The sequence below is a fragment of the Microbacterium sp. NPDC056234 genome, from assembly GCF_042267585.1.
In the GTDB taxonomy this organism is placed as follows: domain Bacteria; phylum Actinomycetota; class Actinomycetes; order Actinomycetales; family Microbacteriaceae; genus Microbacterium.
Window position 1 is genome coordinate 217,777 of sequence record NZ_JBHJTE010000004.1, and the last position, 16,407, is coordinate 234,183.

Below are 16,407 nucleotides of genomic sequence, written 5' to 3' on the forward strand. Positions count from 1 at the left end.
CCTGGCGCACTCCTACTCGAACAGGGTTATGGGGGGGGCGGCCCCGCCACCCGTGCCGCGGGCGTATCCAACCGGGGCTTGGCGACCCCCCATGCTGCTCGCATCGGCGACCGGGCACGAGGGCGGCGTGGCGTTGGAAGTGCGAAAGAGCGTCCCTGTCGCTGGTGGCATGGGTGGTGGATCGGCGGATGCCGCTGCCGCGCTGCTGGCCTGCGATGCGCTCTGGGGGACGGGACTCTCGCCAGCCCGCCTGCACGAACTGGCGGCCAGGCTCGGAGCCGATGTGCCGTTCGCGCTGCACGGCGGAACGGCGGTCGGCACAGGGCGCGGCGACCAGCTCAATCCGGCGCTGGCGCACGGGCGATTCGACTGGGTGCTCGTGCCCAGCGATGAAGGACTTTCGACCCCGCTGATCTACCAGCGCCTGGACGAGCAGCGCTCCCGAGGCGAGGCGCTGGCGGATGATCCGCCCCCATCGCTCGACGTGCCGATCCCCGTGCTGCAGGCGCTGCGCGCCGGGGACCCGCATTCGCTCGCGGCGGCCATGCACAACGATCTCGAGGCCGCCGCGCTCGAGGAGCGGCCCGCGCTCGAGGAGATCATCCGCGAGGGGCTGCATGCCGGTGCGCTCAGCGGCATCGTCTCCGGCTCAGGTCCGACGATCGCCTTCCTGTGCGACACACCGGAGTCGGCACGGTACGTTCAGGACGAACTCGAGTCGCAGGGCCGAGAGGCGCTGCACGTGCACGGCCCCGTCAGCGGCGCGCGCATCCTGTCCGCCTGACGCGAAAGGGGGTCGGAGCGCACGCTCCGACCCCCTTTCGCCACGCTCAGCGCACGGTGCCGGCGCGGCGCTTGTTGTAGATGTCGAAGGCGACGGCCGCGAGCAGGACCAGGCCCTTCACGACCTGCTGGCTGGACTGCGGGACACCCATCAGCTGCATGCCGTTCGTCATCACCGCCATGACGAGACCGCCGACCAGCGCACCGCCGACGCGTCCCACGCCGCCCATGGTCGAGGCGCCGCCGATGAAGCACGCCGCGATCACGTCGAGCTCGAACATGTTGCCCATGCCGGGCTGTGCACCGTTCGACCTCGACGAGAACACCGCTGCCGCGATCCCCGTCAGGAAGCCCATGTTGACGAAGATCCAGAAGTTCACGCTCCGCACGTTCACGCCGGAGAGCCGGGCGGCCGAGAGGTTGCCGCCGACCGCGTACACGTGCCGACCGAACACCGTCCGGTTCGCGATCACCTGATAGATGAGGATGAGGACGGCGACGACGATCAGGACGATCGGGAAGCCGCGGTTGTAGGCGAGCGCCCACGCGAACGCCAGCAGCAGGGCCGAGATGACGACGAGCTTCAGCACGAAGAGGGGCATCGACTCGACGGTCTGGTTGTAGCCCCGGCGCGTGCGCCGGCTGCGCAGCGAGGAGACGATGACGCCGCCCACCGCGAGGACGCCGATCACGAGCGTGAAGACGTCGACGGTCTGCGGGACGGACTTCAGTCCTTCGCCCTGGCCCACCGTGATCGTGCCGAATATGCCATCGATGAATCCGCTGGCGACCTCCCGGTACTCGGTCGGGAACGGAGACAGCGAGACGTTGGCGAGAACCATCCACGTCAGGCCGCGGAACAGGAGCATCCCTGCGAGAGTGACGATGAAGGCCGGGATCCCGACGTACGCCACCCAGAATCCCTGCCACAGCCCCACCAGGATGCCGGTGACGATGGCCGCGATCACACCGACCCACCACGGCATGCCCATGCGGATGACGAGCACGGCTGACACAGCGGACGCGAAGGCGAGGACTGAACCGACCGACAGGTCGATGTGGCCGCCCACGATCACGAGGATCATGCCGAGCGCCATGATCAGGATGTGGGCGTTCTGCAGCACGATGTTCGTGACGTTCTCGGGACTGAGCAGCGTTCCTCCGGTGAGGATCGTGAACAGCAGGATGATCGCGGCGAACGCGATGTAGATCCCGGACGTGCGGAGATTGTGAGTCAGCAGGTCCTTGACCTCGGTGAACACGTTGTTCATGCCGCGGCCTCCTTCTTGGCAGAGTTTTCGATCGTCATGAGGGACATGAGCGCTTCCTGCGTCGCGTCGGCGACGGGGAGCTCCCCGGTGATTCGCCCGTAGGCGAGGGTGTAGATGCGGTCGGACAGACCGAGCAGTTCGGGCAGCTCGCTGGAGATCAGGATGACGGCCTTGCCCGCAGCGGCGAGCGCGCCGATGATCTCGTAGATCTCGTACTTCGCGCCCACATCGATGCCTCGCGTCGGCTCATCGAGGATCAGCACCTCCGGGTCCGTGTAGAGCCACTTCGCCAGGACGACCTTCTGCTGGTTGCCGCCGGAGAGGTTCCCGACGATCTGCGCCACGGTACGGGACTTGACGTTGAGATCGGTCCGGTACGCTTCCGCGACCTCCACTTCCCGGTTGCCGTCGATGAAGGGTCCCGACGTCAACTTGCCCAGCGCGGCGGCGGAGATGTTCGTCTTGATGTCGGTGATCAGGTTGAGCCCGTACTCCTTGCGATCCTCGGAGACGTAGGCGATGCGATTGGCGATCGCGTCCTTGACCGTGCGCGTGGAGATCTCGGCGCCGTGCAGGAAGACCTTCCCCGAAGCATCCCGTCCATAGCTGCGCCCGAAGACGCTCATCATGAATTCGGTGCGACCGGCGCCCATGAGTCCGGCGATGCCGACGATCTCGCCGGCGCGCACGGACAGCGAAGCATCGTCCACGACGACGCGGTCCTGCTGCGTCGCATGCAGCACGCGCCAGTTCTCGATGCGGAAGATCTCCGCGCCGATCGCGGGAGTGCGCTCCGGGAATCGACGGTCGAGGGATCTGCCGACCATGCCGCGGATGATGCGATCCTGCGTGGCATCGGGGCCGTTCATGTCGATCGTCTCGATCGTCCTGCCGTCCCGGATGATCGTGGTCGAATCCGCGATGTCGACGATCTCACCGAGCTTGTGGCTGATGATGATGCAGGTGATGCCGTGTTCGCGCAGGCCGCGCAGCAGCCCGAGCAGGTGCTCGGAGTCGGTGTCGTTGAGCGCTGCCGTCGGCTCATCGAGGATGAGCAGGCGGACATCCTTCGTGAGAGCCTTCGCGATCTCGACGAGCTGCTGCTTGCCGACGCCGATCTGGCCGACCGGCGTCGTCGGGTTCTCATCCAGCCCGACGCGCGCCATCAGCTGTGCGGCTCGCGCGTTGGCCTCGTGCCAGTCGATCAGGCCGCGTTGGACGACCTCGTTGCCGAGGAAGATGTTCTCGGCGATCGACAGATGCGGCACCAGGGCCAGCTCCTGATGGATGATCACGATCCCGGCGTGCTCGGAGTCCTTGATCGCGCTGAACCGCTGCGGCTCGCCGTCGAAGATGATCGAGCCGTCGAAAGAGCTGTGCGGGTACACACCCGACAGCACCTTCATGAGCGTGGATTTTCCGGCCCCGTTCTCGCCGCAGATCGCATGGATCTCGCCGCGTGCCACGGTCAGCGTGACCTCGTCGAGCACGGTGACGCCGGGGAACTTCTTGGTGATGTTGCGCATCTCGAGGATCGCGTCGGACATCGCCTCTCCTGTCTGTGAGTGGATGACGGCTGTCGGCGACGCCGGACCGCCGAGCCGGAGCCCGGCAGTCCGACGTCGCCGGGCCTGATCAGTCCGCGACGCCTGCGGCGACCTCTTCTTCGGTCCAGTAGCCGGAGTCGACGAGCAGCGAGGCGATGTTGTCCGCCACCACGATGTCGGACTCGAGCAGGTACGACGGGACGACCTTCTCGCCGTTGTCGTATGTCTCGGTGTCGTTGGCCTCCGGGTCCTCGCCCTTCGCGAACGCGTCGGCGGCCGCGACAGCCTCGGTGGCGAGCTTTCGCGTGTCCTTGAAGATCGTGGCGAACTGCACGCCGTCGGCGATCATCTTCACCGAAGCGATCTCGGCATCCTGACCCGAGACGACCGGCAGGCCGTCGGCGATGGTCGAGCCGTAGCCGGCATTCTCGAGCGCCGTGATGATGCCGCGGGAGATGCCGTCGTACGGGGAGAGGACGCCGTCCAGCGGCTTCGCGCCTCCGTCGTACGTGCTGGTGAGCAGGTCTTCCATGCGCTTCTGCGCCGTGGCCTGGTCCCAACGCAGCGTCGAGACGGTGTCCATGTCGATCTGTCCGGACGGCACCGTGATGCGTCCGTCGTCGAAGAACGGCTGCAGGGTGTCGATCGCACCCTGATAGAAGAACTTCGTGTTGTTGTCGTCGGGGGAACCGGCGAACAGCTCGATCGCCTTGGGCTCTGTGGCGTCGGTCTCCTCGTTGTTCTCGTCGAGGAAGCCGAGGCCGCGCAGCAGCGACTGCGCCTGCTGGACGCCGACGGTGTAGTTGTCGAACGTGACGTAGAAGTCGACGTCCTCGGTGCCGTTGATCAGCCGGTCGTAGGCGATCACGGGGATGCCCTTGCTCGCGGCGTTCTCGAGCTGGGTGGCCAGAGCCGTGCCGTCGATCGACGCGACGATGAGGATGTCGGCGCCGTTGGTGATCATCTGGTCGAGCTGCTGCTGCTGGCGCGGGATGTCGTCGTTCGCGAACTGCAGGTCGACCTCGTAGCCGGCTTCCTCGAGCTGCGACTTGACGGCGTCGCCGTCGGCGATCCAGCGCTCGGATGTCTCGGTCGGCATCGCGACGCCGACCGTGATGTCGCTGGACTCGCCGCTGCCATCGGACTCGGGAGCAGCGCCGTTCGAGCATGCTGCGAGCCCGAAGGCGAAGACGACGGCGCCGGTGGCCGCCGCGGTGCGCAGGACGTTTCTTGTCATTGCAATCTCTCTTCCTTGAAAGGTCAGCGGGCCGTGCTGGCGGACCGCCGTGTCCGCTGCGGAAGGGGCAGACGCGCCTTCCGCTCCCGAAGCATGGCATATTGACGTACCTGCATACAAATTATTTTTCTCGGTAGCATGGCAGGATCCGATCGGCGTGGAGAGGTGAGGCGATGCCCGACCAGATTCTGCGCATGACGGGTGTGACCAAGCGGTTCCGCGGTGCGGTGGCGGTGAAGGACGTCCACCTCGAGGTGCACCGCGGCGAGGTGCTCGCCCTCTGCGGGGAGAACGGCGCGGGCAAGTCCACGCTCATGGAGATCCTCAGCGGCGTGCATCCGCACGGCAGCTTCGCAGGCTCCGTCGTGTTCGAGGGACGCGAGATGCGCTTCCGTTCGCTGGCGGACAGCGAGGCCGAGGGCATCGTCATCATCCATCAGGAATTGGCCGTCGTCCCGGACCTCACGATCGCCGAGAACATCTTCCTCGGGCACGAGCTCAGCCGATTCGGGCTGGTCGATGAGGCGAGCACGTACGCGCGCGCCGCCGAGCTCATGGCGAGGGTCGGCCTCGAGGAGAGCCCCGCGACGCGGATGGGCGAGTTGGGCATCGGCAAGCAGCAGCTGGTCGAGATCGCCAAGGCGCTCGCCAAGAACGTGAAGCTGCTGATCCTCGACGAGCCGACCGCAGCGCTCGGCAGGGACGACTCCGACCGGCTGCTGGCGCTCGTGGATCAGTTCCGCTCGCACGGGATCACGTGCGTGCTGATCTCGCACAAGCTGAGGGAGGTGCTCGGCGTCGCCGACCGCGTCACCGTGCTCCGAGACGGGGCCGTGGTCGAGACGATGCGGGTGGATGACCCCGAGACGGACGAAGGCCGCATCATCAGGGCGATGGTCGGCCGTCCGCTCGACGACCTGTTCCCCGCGCGGGAACCGGACATCGGCGACGAGATGTTCCGCGTCCAGAACTGGACGGTGCTGCATCCGAGCGATCCGGCGCGTGTGATCATCGATGATGTGAGCATGCACGTGAAAGCCGGCGAGATCGTGGGGATCGCCGGCCTCATGGGGGCAGGGCGGACCGAGCTCGCGATGAGCATCTTCGGCCGGGCGTACGGCGGCGCGATCACCGGGGGCGCTTTCAAGCGCGGCGAGCCGATCGAGCTGCGCACGATCCGGGAGGCGATCGGCCACGGCATCGCATACGTGCCGGAGGACAGGCGGGACGACGGGCTGAACCTGCTCGCCTCGGTGCAGGCGAACATCTCTGCGGCGGCATTGGGGCGCCTGGCCACGAGAGGCCTCGTGGACCACGTTCGTGAGCGCAAGGTGGCCGAGGCCTACCGCTACAAGATGAACATCAAGACGTCGAGCGTGGCCTCGGTCACGGCGACACTGTCCGGCGGCAACCAGCAGAAGACGGTGCTGTCGCGGTGGATGTTCACGAACCCGGACGTGCTCATCCTCGATGAGCCGACTCGTGGCATCGACGTCGGGGCGAAGTACGAGATCTACGGACTGATCAACGAGCTCGCAGCCCAGGGGAAGGCGATCATCGTCATCTCGTCAGAGCTGCCAGAGGTGATCGGCCTCGCGGATCGGATCTACACGCTCGCCCACGGTCGCATCACGGGCGAGTTCGCCAGGGCGGACACGACGCAGGAGCTGCTGATGCGCCACATGACGGCCGAGAAGTCATGACCGCGAGACGCACGGTGGCAGCCCCCGAGATCACGACGCCGCCCGTCGCCGCGCGGCCGGCTGCGCGCACGACGAATGAGGACGTGCGTCAGCAGAACCTGGCGGCGGTGCTGCAGCTGGTGCATGGTGCCGGCGCCACCTCGCGGTCGGAGATCGGCGCGCACACGGGGCTCAACCGCTCCACGGTGACCGGGCTCGTGCAGGAGCTGCTCGACCTGCAGCTCGTCCGCGAGACGGCTGTGAAGCCGACCGGCCGCGCCGGACGCCCGTCGCTGGGCGTCGCCGCCGAGGACCGCGTCGTGGCCCTCAGCGTGAGCGCGGATCCGCACGCGGTGTCGGTGGCGCTGGTCGGTCTGGGCGGTGCGGTGCATTCGCGTGTGCGCCACGACCTGGCCAAACCGCCGAGTCCGCGTCGTTTCGTGCAGGTCGCCTCCTCGCTCGTCGCAGGCATGCGCGCTGATATCGATCGGCACTACCGGCTCGTCGGTGCCGGCGTCGCGGTGCCAGGGCTGGTCGATCACGGCGGCACGGTGCTGTTGGCGCCGTCGCTCGGCTGGCGGCGCGAGAACATGGCGCACCGCCTCGCCGACGCGCTGGGCATCGAGGTGAGAGTGGGCAACGACGCGAGCGTCGGCGCCATGGCGGAGACGCGGTTCGGCATCGGCCGCGACATCGACAACGTGCTCTACCTGAGCGGATCGATGAACGGAATCGGGGGAGGGCTGGTCCTCGACGGCGCGCTGCTGCGCGGCACTTCCGGGTTCGCCGGTGAGTTCGGTCACACCGTGGTGAACACGTCCGGCGCGCTGTGCTCCTGCGGCCGTCGCGGTTGCCTCCAGGTCGAGGTCCATCCGGCCAAGGTGCTGGCGCTCCTGGGGCGACGCGGTCTGGACGAGGACGAGCTCGACATCGAGCTCGGGCTCGTGCGCGACCCCGTCATCCTCGCCGAGGTCGCCAGACAGGTCGACGTGCTCTCGGTCGCGTTGACGAACTTCGTCAACGCGTTCGCGCCCCAGATGGTCGTCCTCTCCGGCTATCTCGGCGTACTGCTCGCGACGAGTCGGGAGCGGCTGTCGGCAGCGGTGCGCATTCACCCCGTCGGGGCGGAGGGGCGCACGGTCCGACTCGAGCGTGCGCACATGCGGTCGCATCTGATGCAGATCGCGCCGGCCGAGCTCGCCTTCGAGTCCCTGCTGAACGATCCGGTCTCGAGGGCGCCGGCGGTCTGACACCCCCAGCCCTCTCTGCGTGCCCGTGAGCGTCTGCCGTCGAACCTGTGATCGGGAGTGGTCACGCCTTCCTAGCGTGGACCACGACAGACACCGCGAAACGTCAGGAGTGATCATGGGACTGTTCAACAGGAAGTCGCAGGAGCAACGTCAGGCGGAGGCCATGCAGATGGCCGACGACATCGCCCAGGGTCGGGGACTCATGGGCAAGATGACTCAGGCATTCATGGGACGCGAGTTCACCGAGGCCATGCAGGGAGCCACGAACTCGCTGCACAGGGCCGAGTACGTCGCGCGGCTGCGGGCCACCGGTGCGCCGACGGAAGCGGCGACAGTGCTCGCCCTGCAGGACACCGGACAGACCATCAATGACGACCCCAGCATCGTCCTCACGTTGGATCTGAACGGACAGCAGATGGCCATCGCAGCTCTCGTGTCCCGGCTGGAGATCCCACGGGTGGGCGAGCAGGTGCTGGTGCTGCGCGAGCCGCAGACCGGGGATCTGCTCTATGCGGGGCTCGCGCCGCGAGCCTGACATCGCGGCCACGGGCCCCTGGGGTCGGAGCGCGGGGGGAGCGCTCCGACCCCGTTCTGTGCGCATCCGACGACGATCGCGCCTGTCGGGATGCGCACGCTGTGCGCTGGATACATAATGGGATGACGAATGTGACCGTGCACACGCGAGGGAGGCGATGCGATGGCGGCCTCCGGCGAGCGAGCACGCGTCCCCAGCATCCGCGATGTCGCACGTCTGGCCGGTGTCTCGCATCAGACCGTGTCGCGCGTCCTGAACGACCATCCCAGCATCCGGCCGGAGACGAAGAAGCGCGTCCAGGATGCGATCGCCGTGCTCGATTACCGACCGAATCTCGCCGCGCGCGCGCTGGTCACCAGCACGACCACGACGATCGGCATCCTGTCGGCGACGATCGGAGAATTCGGCCCGACGTCCTCGATCGCCGGCATCGAGGATGCCGCGCGCGCCGAGGGGTACTCGGTCAACACCGTCAATCTGCCGACGACCTCGCCCGAGGCCATCGGCGAGGCGATCCGGCAGCTCGGGCGCGAGCAGGTCAGCGGAATCGTCGCGCTGGCGCCGCAGGTCCGGGTGTTCAACGTCCTGCGCGGCATGGCGGTCGGAGTGCCCCTGGTCAGTCTGCAGACGGCGTCAGGCTCCGACGGCTTCACGCACTCCGCCGACCAGGTCGCCGGCGCGCGCTCGGTCACCGAGCACCTCATCGGGCAGGGGCACGTCGACATCCTTCACCTCGCCGGACCCCAGGACTGGATCGAGGCCGAGTCGAGGATGCGCGGCTACCTCGACGCACTGCGTGAGGCCGACCTGCCGACGATCCCGCCGATCCGCGGTGATTGGACGGCGGATTTCGGATACTTCGCCGGGACGGAACTCGCGCGCCGGCGGGACTTCACGGCGGTGTTCGCGGCGAACGATCTGATGGCGATCGGCCTCATGCACGGGTTCCGCGACGCCGGTCTCGACGTTCCGGGCGATGTCAGCGTGGTCGGCTTCGACGACATCCCCGTCGCCGCTCATGTCTGGCCGCCGCTGACCACGGTCCACCAGGACTTCCCTGAACTGGGGCGCAGAGCCGTCGGCATCCTGCTCGCCGAGATCCGCCGCGAACCTGCCCCGCAGTTCGGTCCGGTCGAGCCGTTGCTGCGCGTCAGGGCCTCCAGCGCGTCTCGATAGCGCCTCGGATTCCGCGGTCCACTTGACAGCGGGCCGACGGAGGCGCAATATTGTGTCTCATGTGAACGGTCACATTGAGACTGGCCGTCAAGTATCGAGGAAGATCCGTGAGCAGCACAGCAACGTTGCCGGTCGTATCGGGGCCCATCCTGGAGATGCGTGGCATCACCAAGGAGTTCCCCGGCGTCAAGGCACTGTCCGATGTCTCCATCACCGTGCGCGCCGGCGAGATCCATGCGATCTGCGGCGAGAACGGTGCAGGCAAGTCGACCCTCATGAAGGTCCTGTCGGGTGTCTACCCGTACGGGACCTATGACGGCGACATCCTGCTCTACGGCCAGGAGCAGCGCTTCAAGGACATCGCGGCCAGCGAGCAGGCCGGCATCGCGATCATCCACCAGGAGCTCGCGCTGATCCCCGAGCTGTCGATCACCGAGAACATCTTCCTCGGCAACGAACTCGCGCATTTCGGCACCATCGACTGGCAGAAGGCGAAGACGCGAGCCACCGAGCTGCTCGCGCGCGTCGGCCTCGACGAGGACCCGGACATCGCCATCAAGCACCTCGGTGTCGGCAAGCAGCAGCTGATCGAGATCGCCAAGGCGCTCAACAAGGACGTCAAGCTCCTCATCCTCGACGAGCCGACGGCCGCGCTCAACGAGAACGACTCGCAGCACCTGCTCGGCCTGATCCTTGGTCTCAAGGCCAAGGGCATCGCGTCGATCATGATCAGCCACAAGCTCAACGAGATCGAGCAGATCGCCGATGAGATCACGATCATCCGCGACGGACGCACGGTCGAGACGCTCGACATCAGCAGGGGCGAGATCAACGAGGATCGCATCATCCGCGGAATGGTCGGTCGTTCGCTCGAGAGCCGCTACCCCGACCGCACCCCGGAGATCGGCGAAGTGCTGTTCGAGGTCAAGGACTGGTGGGTCCAGCATCCGACCGTCTCGGAGCGCATGGTCGTGAAGGGCTCCAGCCTGAACGTGCGCCGTGGCGAGGTCGTCGGCATCGCCGGTCTCATGGGCGCAGGACGCACCGAGTTCGCGATGAGCATCTTCGGTCGCTCCTACGGCACGTACCTGAGCGGCCAGCTGTACAAGGAGGGCGCGGCGATCGAGCTTCCCGACGTCTCGTCGGCGATCCGGCACGGCCTCGCCTACGTCAGCGAGGACCGCAAGGTGCTGGGTCTGAACCTGCTCGACACGATCAAACGAGCCGTCGTCTCGGCGAAGCTGTCCAAGATCTCCAAGCGCGGCGTCGTGGACGATCGCGAGGAGTACGCGGTCGCCGAGCGATACCGCAAGGCCCTGCGCATCAAGACGCCGACGGTCGAAGAGGGCGTCGGCAAGCTGTCCGGCGGCAACCAGCAGAAGGTCGTGCTGGCGAAGTGGATGTTCACGGACCCCGACCTGCTGATCCTGGACGAGCCCACCCGCGGTATCGACGTCGGAGCGAAGTACGAGATCTACTCGATCATCAACGAGCTCGCGGCCGCCGGGAAGGGCGTCATCGTCATCTCCAGCGAGCTGCCGGAGCTGATGGGCATCTCCGACCGCATCTACACCATCTTCGAGGGACGCGTCACCGACTGCATCCCCAGCGACCAGGCGACACCGGAGGCGCTCATGCGCAGCATGACCTCCACGAACCAGAAGGCGAACGCATGAGCACCACGACGACCCCGACTCCGAAGCAGGGCTTCCACTTCGGCGATATCAAGAAGATGTTCGGCGGCAACACCTCGTCGATGCGCCAGTTCGGCATCCTCGGCAGCCTGATCGTGATCATCGCGCTGTTCGAGATCCTCACGGTGCTGCGCAACCCGGCCGGTGCGACCCTCACCCCCGGCAACCTGATCAACGTCGTCAATCAGTACTCGTTCATCCTGATCCTCGCGATCGGCATGGTGATGGTGATCATCATGGGGCACATCGACCTGTCGGTCGGCTCCGTCGCGGCGTTCGTGGGCATCATCGTGGCCAAATCGATGGCCGATTGGAACCTCCCATGGCCGGCCGCGATCCTTCTCGGGCTCGGCGTCGGTGCACTGGTCGGCGCGTGGCAGGGCTTCTGGGTCGCGTACGTCGGCGTCCCAGCCTTCATCGTGACGCTGGCCGGGATGCTGTTCTTCCGCGGTGCTCAGCAGTTCATCGGCGACGCGCAGACGATCCCCGTCCCCAAGGGGTTCCAGGTCATCGGCACGGGCTACCTGCCCGAACTCGGCGGCCCGTTCGAGTTCAACGTGCTCACGATGGTGCTCGCCCTTCTGGGCGTGGCCTGGCTCATCTTCTGGGAGATCCGCACGCGGCGCATCCAGCACAAGATGGGTTCGGAGAGCGCTCCGCTGTGGGTGAGCGTGACCAAGGTCGTGCTGCTCTCGGTCGTCGTGCTCGCCGCGGGCTGGATGTTCGCCACCGGCCGTCCCGGCACGAGCTTCCCGGTCCCGGGGCTCATCCTGCTGGCACTGGTCATCATCTACTCGTTCATCACGCGCAACACGATCTTCGGCCGCCACATCTACGCGGTCGGCGGCAATCGTCACGCCGCTCGCCTGTCGGGTGTGAAGGACCGCTGGGTCGACTTCTTCGTGATGATGAACATGTCGATGATGGCCGCCCTGGCCGGAATGATCTTCGTCGCCCGCTCGCAGGCCTCCGGCCCCAACGACGGCACCGGCTGGGAGCTCGACGCCATCGCCAGCGTGTTCATCGGCGGCGCGGCCGTCGCCGGCGGCATCGGCACCGTGATCGGCTCGATCATCGGTGGTCTGGTCATGGCGTTCCTCAACAACGGTCTCGCGCTTCTCGGCCAGGGTGCCGACGTCGTCGCCATGATCAAGGGCCTCGTTCTGCTGCTCGCCGTCGGCATCGACGTCTGGAACAAGCAGCAGGGCCGCCCGTCGCTCACCGGTCTGCTGATGCGCCGTCGTCACCAGAAGGACGCTCCGAACCTCACCGACTACCCGACCTCCGCCGCGAGCACCGCGAGCGGGAAGAAGGAGACTCCGTCCGAGTGACGGCAGTCCCCGCACCACAAGAGAAACCATCAGAGAAAGAGATCGCATGAAGAGAATGGCAGTCACGGCGACAGCGTTGGTCGCCGCAGCAGCGCTCGCCCTCACCGGCTGCTCCGGCGAACGAGGCGGCGGAACCGAAGAATCGGGCGCCGAGGAGACCACGGGCTTCGAGGCCGGCTCCACGATCGGTGTCGCGCTTCCGGACAAGACCAGCGAGAACTGGGTGCTCGCAGGCCAGCTGTTCAAGGACGGACTGGAGGAGGCCGGATTCAAGGCCGACGTCCAGTACGCCCCCGCCAGTAACACGGTCGCCGAGCAGCAGAACCAGATCCAGGCGATGGTCACCGGCGGCGCCAAGGTCATCATCATCGGCGCGAAGGACGGCAAGCAGCTGGCCACGCAGGTGCAGGCTGCGCAGGATGCCGGTGCTTACGTGATCGCGTACGACCGTCTCATCGAGAACACCGAGGCCGTCGACTACTACGTCGCGTTCGACAACTTCAAGGTCGGCGAGCTCCAGGGCACGGCGCTCCTCGAGGGGCTGGCGGAGCGTGCCGGTCACGAGGCGCCGTACAACATCGAGCTGTTCTCCGGTTCACCGGACGACGCCAACTCCAAGGTCTTCTTCGACGGCGCGATGAGCGTTCTGAAGCCGAAGATCGAGGACGGCACGCTCACCGTGGTCTCGGAGCAGACCGAGATCGCTCAGACGGCGACCGAGGGCTGGCTCGCCGAGAACGCACAGAACCGCATGGACACGCTGCTCACCGGCTCGTACAGCGGTGACACCGTTCTCGATGGCGTCCTGTCTCCGAACGACACCCTGGCGCGCGCCATCATCACCTCGGTGCAGCAGGCCGGAAAGCCTGTTCCGGTCGTGACCGGCCAGGATTCCGAGGTCGAGTCGGTCAAGTCGATCATGGAGGACGTCCAGTACTCCACGATCAACAAGGACACCACGCTGCTCGTCGAGCAGTCCATCAAGATGGTGCAGCAGCTGCAGGCCGGCGAGGACGCCGAGGTCAACGACACCGAGTCGTACGACAACGGCGAGAAGATCGTCCCGGCGTACCTGCTCGACCCGATCATCGTCACGAAGGAGAACGCGGCAGAGGCATACGCCAACGTCCCGAGCCTCCTCGAGATCGTCGAGTCGTACCAGTAAGCACGACGTGCACCGCAGAACGAGCCGCCCTGGTCCGCCCGGGCGGCTCGTTCCGTCTATGCTCGGCCCATGACCCAGCCGCGTCGTCCGTCCGATCGCGTGCTCGAGGCGTCCGGGGCGGAACTGCAGCACCTCTCCGGCGGTCGCGGCCTCGCGTGGCGTGCCGAGAACATCGTGCTGCGCCCGTCCGAAGCCGATGGCGAGGTGCAGTGGAAGGCGGATGTCCTCGCCCGGCTCGATCACTCCGAACGATTCCGTGCGCCGCGTCCGGTCCGGGCGGAATCGGGGGAGTGGAGCTTCGATCGGTGGGAGGCGTGGCAGTGGCTTCCCGGTGCGGCGGACGAGACGCGAGTCGTCGACGTCCTCGATACGGGGAACGCGTTTCACGCGGCGCTGTCCGAACTCGAGCGCCCGGCGTTCGTCGATGTCGCCGATGATCCCTGGTCGCGCGCGGATCGGATGGCCTGGCAGGAGGAGGACCTGCCCACCGATCCCACGCTCGGGCAGCTGGCCGGTGCCTTCGCACCCATCGAAGCGCCGTCGCAGATCGTCCACGGGGACCTGCTCGGCAACGTGCTGTTCGAGCGCGGAGCGCCCGCGACGATCATCGACTGGGCGCCGTACTGGCGTCCCGTCGGCTATGCATCGGCGATCGTGCTCGCGGATGCGGCCTGCTGGCATGATTTGCCGACCGCCCCGCTCGCGGCTCTCGTGCGCGACATGCCGGAAGGAGCGCAGATGCTCCTTCGCGCGCTGGTCTTCCGGATCGCGACGCTGCACCTGCTCGGCCGGTGGGACGACCGGATGGTGCAGCACCACTCGCCGATCGTGCGCACCGCGCTCGCGCTCGCCCTGCCGTGACCCGGCGGTGCGCCGAGCGGGCGTCGGCGACTACCCTTGAGAGGACATGGCACATCTTCTCGGGGCCGAAGGCCTCCACCTCGAATACCCGACCAAGGTCGTCTTCGACTCCATCACCCTCGGCATCGAGGAGGGCGACAGGATCGGCATCGTCGGGCGCAACGGCGACGGCAAGTCGTCGCTGCTGGCGATGCTCGCCGGACGCAAGGAGCCGGATGCCGGACGCGTCACGATGCGGGCGGGCACCACGGTCGGCGTCCTCGACCAGGCGGACACGCTGGACGACGCGCACACGATCGCGCAGGCGGTCGTCGGGGACACCCCTGAGTACGAGTGGGCCGGTGACGCGCGAGTGCGCGACGTCATCCACGGCCTCCTGAGGGACCTGGACTGGAACGCCCCCGTCGACTCCCTCAGCGGAGGTCAGCGCCGCCGGGTCGCCCTCGCCGCCCTGCTGACTCAGGACTGGGACATCATCGCCCTGGATGAGCCGACCAACCACCTCGACGTCGAGGCGATCACGTGGCTCGCGGCGCATCTGAAGAAGCGCTGGGCGGCGGGTACGGGCGCCTTCCTCGTCGTCACCCACGATCGTTGGTTCCTCGACGAGGTGTGCACCGAGACCTGGGAGGTGCACGATCGCATCGTCGAGCCCTTCGAAGGCGGGTACGCCGCCTACATCCTGCAGCGTGTCGAGCGCGACCGGATGGCCGCGGCATCCGAGGCCAAGCGCCAGAACATCGCCCGCAAGGAGCTCGCCTGGCTGCGCCGCGGAGCTCCGGCGCGCACCAGCAAGCCGAAGTTCCGCATCGATGCCGCCAACCAGCTCATCGAGGACGTCCCCGAGATCCGCGACACCGTCTCGCTGCAGTCCCTGGCCGTCGCGCGGCTCGGCAAGGATGTCGTCGACCTGCTGGATGCCGGGGTGACCTACCCGGCGACCGCCGCCGCGCCGCCGAGCGAGGTGCTGCGCGATGTCGAGTGGCGCATCGCCCCCGGTGAGCGCACCGGCATCCTCGGCGTCAACGGCGCAGGCAAGTCGACTCTGCTCGGCCTCGTCGCGGGGACGATCCAGCCGACCAGCGGCAGGGTCAAGCGCGGAAAGACCGTGCAGGTGCGCACGCTCACGCAGCGCATCGACGAGCTCGCCCAGCACTGGAACGATCCGGTGCGCGTCGTGATCTCGGGTCTGCGCACGGCGTACACGTTCTGTGCCGGCTCGAAGAGCCAGGACCTCACGCCGGGGCAGCTGCTCGAGCGGCTCGGGTTCTCCACGGCGCAGCTCTCGACGCCCGTCAAGGATCTGTCCGGCGGTCAGCAGCGACGGCTGCAGCTGCTGCTCGTGCTGCTGGACCAGCCGAACGTGCTGATCCTCGACGAGCCGACCAACGACATGGACACCGACATGCTCGCGGCGATCGAGGACCTGCTGGATTCCTGGCCCGGCACGCTTCTCGTCGTCAGCCACGACCGGTACTTCCTCGAGCGCGTCACGGACCAGCAGTATGCGGTCCTGGGCGGCCGGCTGCGGCATCTTCCCGGGGGAGTGGACGAGTATCTCCGCCTGCGTGCGCTGCAGGATGCCGAGCCGCAGGCGCAGGCGTCGTCGACGGCCGGTGCGCAGAAGGGTCTGGACGGGGCTGCGCTGCGCGCCGCGCAGAAGGAGGTCTCGGCGCTCGAACGCCGCATCCAGAAGCTGACCGACCAGGTCGACAGAGCCAAGCACGCGCTCGCCGAGCACGACCAGGCCGATTATGCGGGTCTGGGCGAGAAGATGAAGGCGATCAGCGAGCGGGAGGCCGAGATCGAGGAACTCGAACTGCGCTGGTTCGAGCTCACCGAGCAGATCGGGTGACGCACGAAAGGCGGGCCAGG

General features: G+C 67.2%; 13 protein-coding genes. 10 read left to right on the plus strand and 3 right to left on the minus strand.

The genetic code is table 11. From position 1 onward, the window contains the following. Positions 1-28: 28 nt before the first annotated feature. Positions 29-784 carry a 4-(cytidine 5'-diphospho)-2-C-methyl-D-erythritol kinase gene (locus ACFCYE_RS12960; protein WP_376179576.1) on the plus strand — a complete coding sequence of 252 codons (756 nt, stop codon included), beginning with the start codon at positions 29-31 and terminating at the stop codon, positions 782-784. A 46-nt stretch (positions 785-830) separates the two neighbouring features. Here the strand turns inward: ACFCYE_RS12960 and mmsB (ACFCYE_RS12965) are convergent, their stop codons facing one another. From mmsB (ACFCYE_RS12965) to chvE, 3 genes are all read right to left on the minus strand, one after another. Beyond that, the gene (gene mmsB, locus ACFCYE_RS12965; protein ID WP_376179299.1) at positions 831-2,054 is read right to left on the minus strand and encodes a multiple monosaccharide ABC transporter permease; all 1,224 of its coding nucleotides are present in this window, start codon (positions 2,052-2,054) and stop codon (positions 831-833) included. Continuing rightward, positions 2,051-3,601 (minus strand): multiple monosaccharide ABC transporter ATP-binding protein, encoded by a 1,551-nt coding sequence (gene mmsA / locus ACFCYE_RS12970; RefSeq protein ID WP_376179300.1) that lies wholly within the window; start codon positions 3,599-3,601, stop codon positions 2,051-2,053. Before mmsA (ACFCYE_RS12970) ends, mmsB (ACFCYE_RS12965) begins: the two co-directional genes overlap by 4 nt. Before the next feature lie 88 nt (positions 3,602-3,689). Then, positions 3,690-4,838: a multiple monosaccharide ABC transporter substrate-binding protein gene (chvE, locus tag ACFCYE_RS12975; RefSeq protein ID WP_376179302.1), complete on the minus strand. Its 1,149-nt coding sequence runs from the start codon at positions 4,836-4,838 to the stop codon at positions 3,690-3,692. Between the two features lie 173 nt (positions 4,839-5,011). Here chvE and ACFCYE_RS12980 point away from each other — a divergent pair, with 173 nt between their 5' ends. The 9 genes from ACFCYE_RS12980 (at position 5,012) to ACFCYE_RS13020 (ending at position 16,387) form a co-directional block, all read left to right on the plus strand. Next, positions 5,012-6,541 carry an ATP-binding cassette domain-containing protein gene (locus tag ACFCYE_RS12980; protein WP_376179303.1) on the plus strand — a complete coding sequence of 510 codons (1,530 nt, stop codon included), beginning with the start codon at positions 5,012-5,014 and terminating at the stop codon, positions 6,539-6,541. Further along, positions 6,538-7,770 carry an ROK family protein gene (locus ACFCYE_RS12985; RefSeq protein WP_376179305.1) on the plus strand — a complete coding sequence of 411 codons (1,233 nt, stop codon included), beginning with the start codon at positions 6,538-6,540 and terminating at the stop codon, positions 7,768-7,770. Before ACFCYE_RS12980 ends, ACFCYE_RS12985 begins: the two co-directional genes overlap by 4 nt. Positions 7,771-7,885: 115 nt before the next feature. After that, the gene (locus ACFCYE_RS12990; protein ID WP_376179306.1) at positions 7,886-8,305 is read left to right on the plus strand and encodes a hypothetical protein; all 420 of its coding nucleotides are present in this window, start codon (positions 7,886-7,888) and stop codon (positions 8,303-8,305) included. A 162-nt stretch (positions 8,306-8,467) separates the two neighbouring features. After that, the gene (locus ACFCYE_RS12995; protein ID WP_376179308.1) at positions 8,468-9,481 is read left to right on the plus strand and encodes a LacI family DNA-binding transcriptional regulator; all 1,014 of its coding nucleotides are present in this window, start codon (positions 8,468-8,470) and stop codon (positions 9,479-9,481) included. A 155-nt stretch (positions 9,482-9,636) separates the two neighbouring features. After that, positions 9,637-11,157, plus strand: coding sequence for a multiple monosaccharide ABC transporter ATP-binding protein (mmsA, locus tag ACFCYE_RS13000; protein ID WP_376179578.1), 1,521 nt, complete (start codon positions 9,637-9,639; stop codon positions 11,155-11,157). After that, positions 11,154-12,506 carry a multiple monosaccharide ABC transporter permease gene (gene mmsB, locus ACFCYE_RS13005; protein ID WP_376179309.1) on the plus strand — a complete coding sequence of 451 codons (1,353 nt, stop codon included), beginning with the start codon at positions 11,154-11,156 and terminating at the stop codon, positions 12,504-12,506. The genes mmsA (ACFCYE_RS13000) and mmsB (ACFCYE_RS13005) overlap by 4 nt, the downstream gene beginning before the upstream one ends. Before the next feature lie 46 nt (positions 12,507-12,552). Beyond that, a complete protein-coding gene (locus ACFCYE_RS13010) occupies positions 12,553-13,671 on the plus strand; it encodes a substrate-binding domain-containing protein (protein WP_376179310.1) in 1,119 nt (372 codons plus the stop codon). A gap of 69 nt (positions 13,672-13,740) precedes the next feature. Continuing rightward, positions 13,741-14,532 carry a hypothetical protein gene (locus ACFCYE_RS13015; RefSeq protein ID WP_376179312.1) on the plus strand — a complete coding sequence of 264 codons (792 nt, stop codon included), beginning with the start codon at positions 13,741-13,743 and terminating at the stop codon, positions 14,530-14,532. 46 nt (positions 14,533-14,578) lie between these two features. Further along, positions 14,579-16,387, plus strand: a complete 1,809-nt coding sequence (locus ACFCYE_RS13020; RefSeq protein WP_376179314.1) for an ATP-binding cassette domain-containing protein — start codon at positions 14,579-14,581, stop codon at positions 16,385-16,387. Positions 16,388-16,407 lie beyond the last annotated feature (20 nt).